This window comes from Enterococcus sp. VV15 (assembly GCF_005236045.1).
Taxonomy (GTDB): domain Bacteria; phylum Bacillota; class Bacilli; order Lactobacillales; family Enterococcaceae; genus Enterococcus_B; species Enterococcus_B durans.
This window is the reverse complement of record NZ_QPTY01000057.1, coordinates 1-7,856: the sequence shown is the minus strand read 5'-3', so window position 1 is coordinate 7,856 and position 7,856 is coordinate 1. Positions and strand designations below refer to the sequence as shown.

General features: G+C 40.7%; 7 protein-coding genes and 1 pseudogene. 1 reads left to right on the top strand and 7 read right to left on the bottom strand.

Annotated elements, in window-relative coordinates; all coding sequences use genetic code 11:
* Positions 1–609 precede the first annotated feature (609 nt).
* The 7 genes and pseudogenes from DVW83_RS13785 to DVW83_RS13755 all read right to left on the bottom strand — a co-directional run.
* Positions 610–813, bottom strand: a pseudogene (locus DVW83_RS13785) (replication initiator protein A); the annotation flags it as partial.
* Between the two features lie 531 nt (positions 814–1,344).
* Positions 1,345–1,620, bottom strand: coding sequence for a hypothetical protein (locus tag DVW83_RS13780; protein ID WP_010492168.1), 276 nt, complete (start codon positions 1,618–1,620; stop codon positions 1,345–1,347).
* 2 nt (positions 1,621–1,622) lie between these two features.
* Entirely contained in the window at positions 1,623–2,672 is a 1,050-nt protein-coding gene (locus DVW83_RS13775) for a ParM/StbA family protein (RefSeq protein ID WP_129232550.1), read from the bottom strand.
* 131 nt (positions 2,673–2,803) lie between these two features.
* Positions 2,804–3,391 (bottom strand): recombinase family protein, encoded by a 588-nt coding sequence (locus DVW83_RS13770; protein WP_129232551.1) that lies wholly within the window; start codon positions 3,389–3,391, stop codon positions 2,804–2,806.
* 116 nt (positions 3,392–3,507) lie between these two features.
* Positions 3,508–4,146, bottom strand: coding sequence for a TetR/AcrR family transcriptional regulator (locus tag DVW83_RS13765; protein WP_129154476.1), 639 nt, complete (start codon positions 4,144–4,146; stop codon positions 3,508–3,510).
* Positions 4,143–5,759, bottom strand: a complete 1,617-nt coding sequence (locus DVW83_RS13760; protein WP_129154480.1) for an ABC transporter permease — start codon at positions 5,757–5,759, stop codon at positions 4,143–4,145. The genes DVW83_RS13765 and DVW83_RS13760 overlap by 4 nt, the downstream gene beginning before the upstream one ends.
* On the bottom strand, positions 5,746–6,663 hold the full coding sequence (locus DVW83_RS13755; protein ID WP_075140364.1) for an ABC transporter ATP-binding protein: 918 nt from the start codon (positions 6,661–6,663) through the stop codon (positions 5,746–5,748). The genes DVW83_RS13760 and DVW83_RS13755 overlap by 14 nt, the downstream gene beginning before the upstream one ends.
* Positions 6,664–6,947: 284 nt before the next feature.
* On the opposite strand from DVW83_RS13755, the gene DVW83_RS13750 reads away from it, so the two are divergent.
* Entirely contained in the window at positions 6,948–7,799 is an 852-nt protein-coding gene (locus DVW83_RS13750; RefSeq protein ID WP_137239560.1) for a hypothetical protein, read from the top strand.
* Positions 7,800–7,856: the final 57 nt, after the last annotated feature.

Here is a 7,856-nt window from a genome sequence, read left to right as displayed (position 1 = left end):
GTATGCTCTATTCCCAAGAAGCTCCCACTTCAAGCGTTAAGAACCGTCAGGTTTAGCTAAGTGGTGAGTAGTTCACTTCCTGAAAATTTTATTCCACCAATGCATTTTCTTAGTCTTTTTCTGTACTTTTTTTAATACCGTTGGATCAATTTGGTCTTTTAAAATAACGATATTTTTTGAATCATTATTTGTGCTCTTATGAGTAGAAGGCTTTTCTGAATATTCGCCTTCCTGAACACTATTTTTTTCTAGAAGCCCCATATTCTGTTCGTTCAAAAGAAGTTGTTGGCTTTGATCAACTAGTTTCTGATAGCCAATGATTTGTTTATCTTTTTCGGCTAATTGTGCATCAGCTCGTACTTTTTCCTCAGATAATTCTGCTTTTAAATCTTTAATTTGTTGCTGCAATGAATTAATCAATAAGTCACGATTATCTACTCTTTCATTGCTATTAGTATGCGTGGTGTTAAAGTGTTTTTTTACCCGTTGCAATGCAATACTAGAATAATATTGCGTATTATTCTGCACAATAGTAGGACTGATATTTTCTTTTTTTAGAATTACGAAAAAAGGCAACATTATCTTATCTTGATAATGTTGCCTTTTGATCGTCACAATTAAGTACACTCTATTTTCATCATCTATCCAATTATTTTGCAATGAGTATTCCAAACGATCACGCAAAACTACATAACCTAATTTGGCACTGTCACTTAGTTCTTTATATTTTTCGCCATATAATAATACCTGTGGTAGTTGAAAAAACTTAGTTCCATAAGCATTTTGTGATTGAATAAAATTAAATTGTGTCATAATAAAAACTCCCTTTCTTGACTGACACACGCTGTCTCAAAAGAGAGTTGCTAAAACATTTGATTTGCTTTAAAATACAAATCTGATATGCTCTAACTGAATTACAAAGCGAACATTGGTCGTGATCGGCTTTGTAGTTTCACCAGCATGTGTCTATTCTTGGTTGCCCATTCGGCAACTTTTTTAATTTCTAACAACAAAAAATGGACTAAATAGCTCCAGTTAGCTACTTAGTCCATTGGATTTAATTTGTTTTTTAACTATCCTTAACTTGTCCTTTGGGACTGGTTTGCGGTATAATTAACCTACAAATTAAGAACAATGTTCAGTCGATTTTAACTTGCAGGTCTAAATCGACTGAATCTAAGTAGCTGTCCGATAGCTACTTGCTAAACCAAAAATCCCTGATTCCTCGTGAATCGGGGATTTTTCTGTTTAGCTTGATCTTCGGTTGTTAAATTAATCTTAGTCTAGCATAGCGCTTACCTAGCGGCAACTTTATTTGGTTTTGTATATTTTGCCAGCTTTTTTCTAAATATCATTGTCTGAAAAGGCATTAAATCCTCCTTGCAAGCGTTCTTTGGAATTAGATGGTGATTCTGTGCTATTTTTAGGTGCTTCTGGAGCTTTTATTTCATCTTTAACATAAGGATCACCTTGAGCCTTTAACCGTTCAATTTCGTGAATTAAAGCGGTTTTAACAAGGGTGGTTTTAGGAATTAATGATTTATCAAAGTAATCAAGGATTTCTTTGTCGACAATTTTCTCGGGATTTAGTCGGACGTTCAAGGTTTTAACTTTTCCCATGATTACTTGCTCCCTTCGTTTTGAGCTTGTTGACTTAATCCGTACTTATAAAATCCGTTAACATTAGCAACTTCTGTATTTTTAACAATAACTGCGTTAGTGAAAGTAGTATTCAAGATTTTTTGGTTAAGCAAATTGGCTCCACCACCGGTAAAGAACAAAGTATCAATGCTATCAAGGTTTTTTAAGGTTGAAGTCACATTGGCAACTAAGCGACGGGTAAACCGGTCAATTTCCTTGCAAACCAAATCAGTAATATCATCTTGACGATTTTTAGAAAATCGGTAGCTCCAATGATGTTGCTGGTTTCCCTTTCGTAAATCTTTTTCTAATTGATAAAGGCTAGTATCACCATTAATCCCGTTGGCAATGGCTTCATATAGATCATTTACGCCGGTATTAAATTGATGGCGGTTTTTGCCACTTAGCTCAAAGTTTAAAATCGTATCAATCAGTATTGTTCCACCACCTACATCAACAATGCCGACTTTTTCGTCTAATAGATCTTTATTCTGGATAAAGCCTTCATCATCTAGTAATTCGTTATATAAGGTGCCGATTGGTTGTGGCAAAATATAGACTTTACGAACTCTTACCGTCACGATTTTATCGTCAATAGTAACTTGGTGTTGGCCCTCTAAGACTTTTAATAAAGCTTTTAATTGTCCTTGGTCAGCATAATCTCCAGTTGGAAGCCCAGCAGTGACGACTACTTCTAAAACTTGATCTTTAGCCGCTTTGAAATCATTTGCTAGTAATCCCAGCGCAAAATTGGCTAGTAATTTAAATGCTTCACTATCGTATCGAGCACCATACATGATTGTATCCGCTAAATATTCGTCAAGGTGAAGTCCGTCAATATCTCGACCCCATACGTACTTATCGTCGCTAAAAGGGACTGAATAAGTGTGTAGGTCATTATTCATTGTAGAATTGCCAACTGACATCGGCATGTCTGCTTGGTTTAAATATCTTGAAGGCAGTACATATTCAGCTTTGCTACTTTTTAATTTGGTCTGTTTGTTTCCTAAATCTAAGCTAAAAATATCCATAAAGCATTCTCTTTTATTTGCATTATATTTTGTATATACAATATACCACATTACATGCTATTTGTAAATAAACAGAATCACAAAAAATGCAACTAAATTAAGTTGCATTACAAAAAGTACCGCTTTGCATGTCATTTTCGTTTAATCTTGTATTTCTTCCGATATCTGATAAAGGTTGTCCGTTTAATTCCTGTATTACGGGCAACATCGACATCACTCATGCCTGCCTCGTAAAGCTTAAAAGCATGTTGCAAGCGGGGATCGTCTTGGGTGTATTGGGGTTTGCGGCCATGATATTTACCTTGCTGTTTGGCAAGCGCAATGCCTTGTTGCTGTCGCTCAATGATCCGCTTACGTTCGCTTTCAGCCTGATACTTATACAGTTCAATGATGAGGTTAGTCATCAGTTGACGTAAATTTGGGTCAGCAATCCCTGTCATGGACGGTAAATTCAACACATCTAGGGTGGCACCCTTATTTTGAATGGAGTTCATGATCTTAGTCAAATCATGGTTGTTTCTGCCTAAGCGATCTAATTCAGTGACCATTACAATATCACCCTCACGAATATAGGCCAGCATTTTTTGCAGTTCTGGCCGATTAGTGTTAGCTCCACTTAATTTATCCGTAAATAATTTATCAACGTCTTTTAAAGCCGCTAACTGTCGATCTAAATGTTGCTCCTTGGAGCTCACACGCGCATAACCGATTTTAGCCATTTCCAATTCTCCTTTTGGACAGTTCTAATGAACACTTTTAATGCCTAGTATAGCACAGAAATAAAAAAGGCCATTAGGGTATACCCTAATGACCTTTTTTGATCTATCAGCTGACGTCAACTTTCATCTGGTAAAAAGCCGTGTTCGACAATCAATAACTGGCGTGCCATCGTCTCAACCACGGACTGCAGATCTTCAAACTTGCGATAATGGCCACTGGCAATGAGTCTGGTGGTGACCGCTGTTTGTTGGGCGATTAAGGAAGAAACGACACCGAAAACGTCATCGACTGACAGGCCATCACGACGAGGCAGCTGTTCAATTTTCTCGCGGAAAATGCGATCGACTTCAGCGGATATGGCAGTTGTTTCTTGCTGCACTTGTTGTCGTAACGGTTCGGGAAAATGCGGTAAATCAGCATAGGTTTGCATTATCAAGCGGTATTCAGCCGGGAATTTGAATTGCAGTTTCAACTCATACTTAACTGCAGTGGTCATCATGGCAGCCAAGCCAGGGGCATTCTGCCACTTTTGGGGGTCCATGTGATCATAAATCCGATGATAGGCATATTTGAAAGCGTCAAGATACAGCGCTTGTTTATTGCCAAAATAATGGAAGAGCAAGCCCTTAGATACTTGTGCTTGGTTGGCAATCTGATCGGTTTTGCTCTTGATGAAGCCTTGCTGGCCGAAAATTTCCGTCGCTGTTTTGAGTATACGGGTGACTTTTTCGGGATCTGTCACAACATTTTTCATAAGCTCAGATCCTGACGACGATAACCGGCAATACCAAGAATAAATAATACTATAGCGCTAACAACCATCACGATTAGCCATGTGTGATCAACGTTTTCAACCGGTACATTGGCAATCCAGCCAAAAGGTGTGAAGTTGCCTGCGTGTTTTGGCAAATCAAACAATCCCCGGAAAATTTGAACGATCAGACCGGCTCCCATATACAGCCAGAATAGACTGCTTAAGCGTGGCCACAGACCGACTAGTGCGATGCCAAGGGCGATAAACGATATCACAGCCGGAACGCTAGCCGCAAATAGGCGACCGAGGTACTTGAGCGGCAACGGGTGACTGAGAACAGTGTTCCCAGTGAAGAACAAGGCCAGCAGCCCGGCAGAAAGGACGAACACGCCTGCCAGCAGACCAAAGCAATAGTAGCTGACACTGATCGTGGTTCGCGTTGGCTTTTCGGCATGAATGACGCTCAAGTAACCAAGGTTGTCATCGCGTTTGAGTCGGAATGCCACTTGGACGCCAGCAGTCACGGCTAATGCGACGAAAATGCCGAGATACATGCCTAAGAATGACAGGACCATGGTCTGATTGGCAGCGTTGATTTGGCCAACATCTAGTATTTTACGATAAAGCGGATTCGTTTTAAGAATGTCGCCAACGCCGCCGAGCACACTACCCATGACGCCGCCAAACACCACGGCGCCGATTAACCACCCAGCAAATAATCCGCGCTCAGTTCGCCACAGTAAGGCAGGGATCGAGCGAAGCCAGCCGGCAGCTTTGGCTCGGCCGGTGCGTTCAGCAATAATCCCGGCGCCCAGATCGCGGTTGCGGGCAATCATGGTGGCGCTGGCCGCAAGCAGAATACTGACCAGTAAGGCCAAACCTAAAGCCCAGAGGTTGTTATCAGTATAGAAGTTTGCTTTTTCGAACCAACCAATTGGTGATAACCACGTCAGATTTTGATGCTGGATATCGGTGACCAGCCGAACCAAATAAGCGGCAGTCAGCACCATGTAGCTCAACATATTGGCTGTACGTGTGTTATTGGTTAGTTGCGCGAATAGCAACGCAATGGCTCCGAATAGCAAGTTGGCGATCACCATCCCCAGTGAAAACAGGAAGTCGCCGTACAAGTCAGTACCACCCATGTTGACAGCGGCCAACGAGACAAAATAGAGGATACCCATTATGGCACTGTCGATGAGAAGCTCCAGCGAAGCGGCGGTGATGGCAGCCGTTCGCCCAACATTGCGAGCGCGAACCATTTCGAGCAAGCCACTTTCTTCTTGACCGCGGGTGTTGCGAATCATCAGCGGCATAACCCATAAGGCCTGCAAAATAATCATGAAGACGACCATCACACCAGCAAACACAATCGCTGTGTTATACGTGTCCACCTTTGGCATCGCGCCAAACATTGCCGCCATGCCCGGCGCTCGCAGCATTTTGACAATCTCTTTAGAGCCCGAGGCCCCGCCTGCAAAGTCTGCTTCCAATTTGCCAGCACCACTGGCAATCATCATGATCAAAATGACAAGCCAGATGAGTGAAAATTTTAGATTTTGTTTGAGGTTTGCCCGAAGCAGATAACCTGCGTTCCGATTACTGTGCCGCATGGGTCTCACCTTGCTTTCCATAATAACGCAGGAACAAATCTTCAAGCGTAGGTGGCGTTGATTGCATGTCGACCACGGTGTTGGCGGCCAGTGTGGTCATGATGGTGCCAAGCGCGTCTCGATCAGCGGTGAAAACCGCCTTGGTGTGCTCGGAATCGCGATAAGTGAGGTCGTGAACGCCAGCTTGCTTTGCCAAAGCAGTCATTGGGGTAGCGGTGGTGACTTCAATTTTGATCCGCGATAGATGCCGTAATTGATCAAGATTGCCGCTCTCAATCACACTACCATCACGGATGATAACAATTGAATCACACATTCGCTCGACTTCGGACAAAATGTGGCTTGATAGCAGCACACTTTTACCGGCTCTTTTCAGTTTTAAAACTTCTTGCTGGAAAGTCTGTTCATTTAATGGATCAAGCCCAGAAGTGGGTTCATCAAAAATATACAAATCGGCATCTTGCGACAACGCAGCAATTAACGCTACTTTTTGACGATTGCCTTTTGAATAGGTACGAGCTTTTTTCTTCGGATCAAATTCAAAGGCCTTGATTAGTTCATCGGTCTTTTGATTATGCTGGCGGCCATTTAAACGTAGCAATAGGTCGATAATTTCGCCGCCAGAAAGATTTGGCCATAAATAAACGTCCCCAGGAACATAGGCGATGCGTGGATGAATCGCCGCATCATCCCGCCAGGCATCTTTGCCGAAGACGGTCACTGAGCCGCCACTCTTTTTTAATAAGCCTAAAATAGCTCGAATGGTCGTGGATTTGCCGGCCCCATTAGGTCCTAGAAAACCCAGAACCTGACCGGGTGCCAACGTGAAACTGACATCTTTTAATGCGGCAAACTTGCCAAAGTTTTTTTGAAGATGGTCAAGTTCGATAATAGCTGTTGTCATTTTTGTCATCCTCCTTAAGGTCAAACTTGAAACACGTTTTAATATGTCGGTATCTGATCGACCTTTACAGTATAGTCGCGATTGACTGACGAGTCAACAAATTATTGACTCGTCAGTCAATTTTTTTGTGACGCCGGATTTACAATGTAAGTGCAACACCTGTAAGTATAAAGTTTTCCTCGGTAGGTAAAAACGAAAGAAATTAAATATAAATTCTAAGAACCATACCAAAGATTTAACCTTTGGTATGGTTCTTTTTGTCTTGCCTAAATGGAGGTGAGAGTATGAACATGAAGAAAGTATATCAAGTGATTATGAAAGATGGATTACGTGATTATCGCTATCTAAATAGCAAGATTAAACCTATTAATTATTCTGAAGAGAATAAAGGTTTTATTGCTGGTTTTCGATCAAAAGAAATGTTGCATAGTAGTAAGGGATTTATTATGACTTCATATGAAGCATTACTAGACAATCAAGATAATCTAACTCATTGGACGCCAAATCCGTATATAACACTATCTTATAAAGATAGTGCTAGACTTCATGTTCAAGGACACGAAGAGGAAAAAATACGTCAAATTAATACATTCGTGATTGATATTGACGATAGAACAGTTAACGAAAATGATATTTTGTTAGCTTGTTTAGACTTAGGCTTTACACCAACTTTGGTTTTAAAAACAGATAGAGGACATCAAGTGTATTTTGTTCTAAAAAATCCTGTATATGTTACAGCAAAGAGTGGCTTCAAAAGTCTGAAAGTAGCAAAGAAAGTAGCAATATCTTTGAAAAATACCTTAAATAAGACTTTGCCAGTTGATATGTTATGTAACGATTTTGGTATTTGTCGTTTTCCGACTTCAAAAAATATAGAGTTTTTTGAGGCTAGTTTCGTATACGATTTTTCAAGCCTACTCACATGGAGTTTGAAGCAAAGTGACAACGAAACAAATAGTAATGCGAAGATGATTTTAAGAAAAAGTCCTAATCGTCAAATTGATGAACCCTGGTTTGACATGTTACTACATCAATCAGATGTTAAAGGTAGTAGGGGAATTATGGGAAGAAATAACATAGCTTTAACACTAGCGTTAGCCATGTATTCTTCTGGCGGTTCTGTTGCAAAGTTTTAAATCTACTATCAAATAAGGTAGAATAATAGAAAAAGATAGCAGGAGGAATGACGATGA

Excerpts from the sequence above, each read along its gene's own strand:
- DVW83_RS13780 (WP_010492168.1), bottom strand. The coding sequence starts at position 1,620 with ATGGGAAAAGTTAAAACCTTGAACGTCCGACTAAATCCCGAGAAAATT.
- DVW83_RS13775 (WP_129232550.1), bottom strand. The coding sequence starts at position 2,672 with ATGGATATTTTTAGCTTAGATTTAGGAAACAAACAGACCAAATTAAAA.
- DVW83_RS13770 (WP_129232551.1), bottom strand. The coding sequence starts at position 3,391 with ATGGCTAAAATCGGTTATGCGCGTGTGAGCTCCAAGGAGCAACATTTA.
- DVW83_RS13765 (WP_129154476.1), bottom strand. The coding sequence starts at position 4,146 with ATGAAAAATGTTGTGACAGATCCCGAAAAAGTCACCCGTATACTCAAA.
- DVW83_RS13760 (WP_129154480.1), bottom strand. The coding sequence starts at position 5,759 with ATGCGGCACAGTAATCGGAACGCAGGTTATCTGCTTCGGGCAAACCTC.
- DVW83_RS13755 (WP_075140364.1), bottom strand. The coding sequence starts at position 6,663 with ATGACAACAGCTATTATCGAACTTGACCATCTTCAAAAAAACTTTGGC.
- DVW83_RS13750 (WP_137239560.1), top strand. The coding sequence starts at position 6,948 with ATGAACATGAAGAAAGTATATCAAGTGATTATGAAAGATGGATTACGT.